1 protein-coding gene is annotated in these 451 nt (G+C 46.1%); it reads left to right on the forward strand.

Going from position 1 to position 451, the window contains the following annotated elements; all coding sequences use genetic code 11:
• Window positions 1-451, forward strand: a 451-nt coding sequence (locus A7985_RS26695; RefSeq protein WP_176716813.1) for a hypothetical protein, incomplete at both ends; no start/stop codon positions are given.

Below are 451 nucleotides of genomic sequence, written 5' to 3' on the forward strand. Positions count from 1 at the left end.
AACGACTCAGTCCTTAAAAATATCAGCATCAAACTCACGGGCATTGATAAGTTTGATCAGGTTGTAGCGCTTACAACCACCACAGATGTAAACGGTGAATTTAGCTTTAGCGGATTAATCGAATCAAATGCGGATGGCTACACGATCATGCAAACGCCAAGCTCAGATCACCAAACGGGTAATCGCTATATCGGCAGCGGCGCGGGTGTTGTCAGCAATATTGCTAAAGTCGTGGTCGGCACAGATCCAACACCAACACTGTGCTTTACTGAAAAACCCAAAGTAGGCGATAAAACTGTAGCGGGTAAAGTGTTCTTCGATGTAGATCAAAATGGCGCCTTGGATCCAGCAGACTCCGCCCTTAACACTATCAGCATCAAACTCTCGGGCACCGACAAATATGGTCAGGCTGTTGCTCTTGAAACCACCACAGATGTAAACGGTGAATTCA

It is taken from the genome of Pseudoalteromonas luteoviolacea (genome assembly GCF_001696455.1).
Classification (GTDB): Bacteria; Pseudomonadota; Gammaproteobacteria; order Enterobacterales; family Alteromonadaceae; genus Pseudoalteromonas; species Pseudoalteromonas luteoviolacea_C.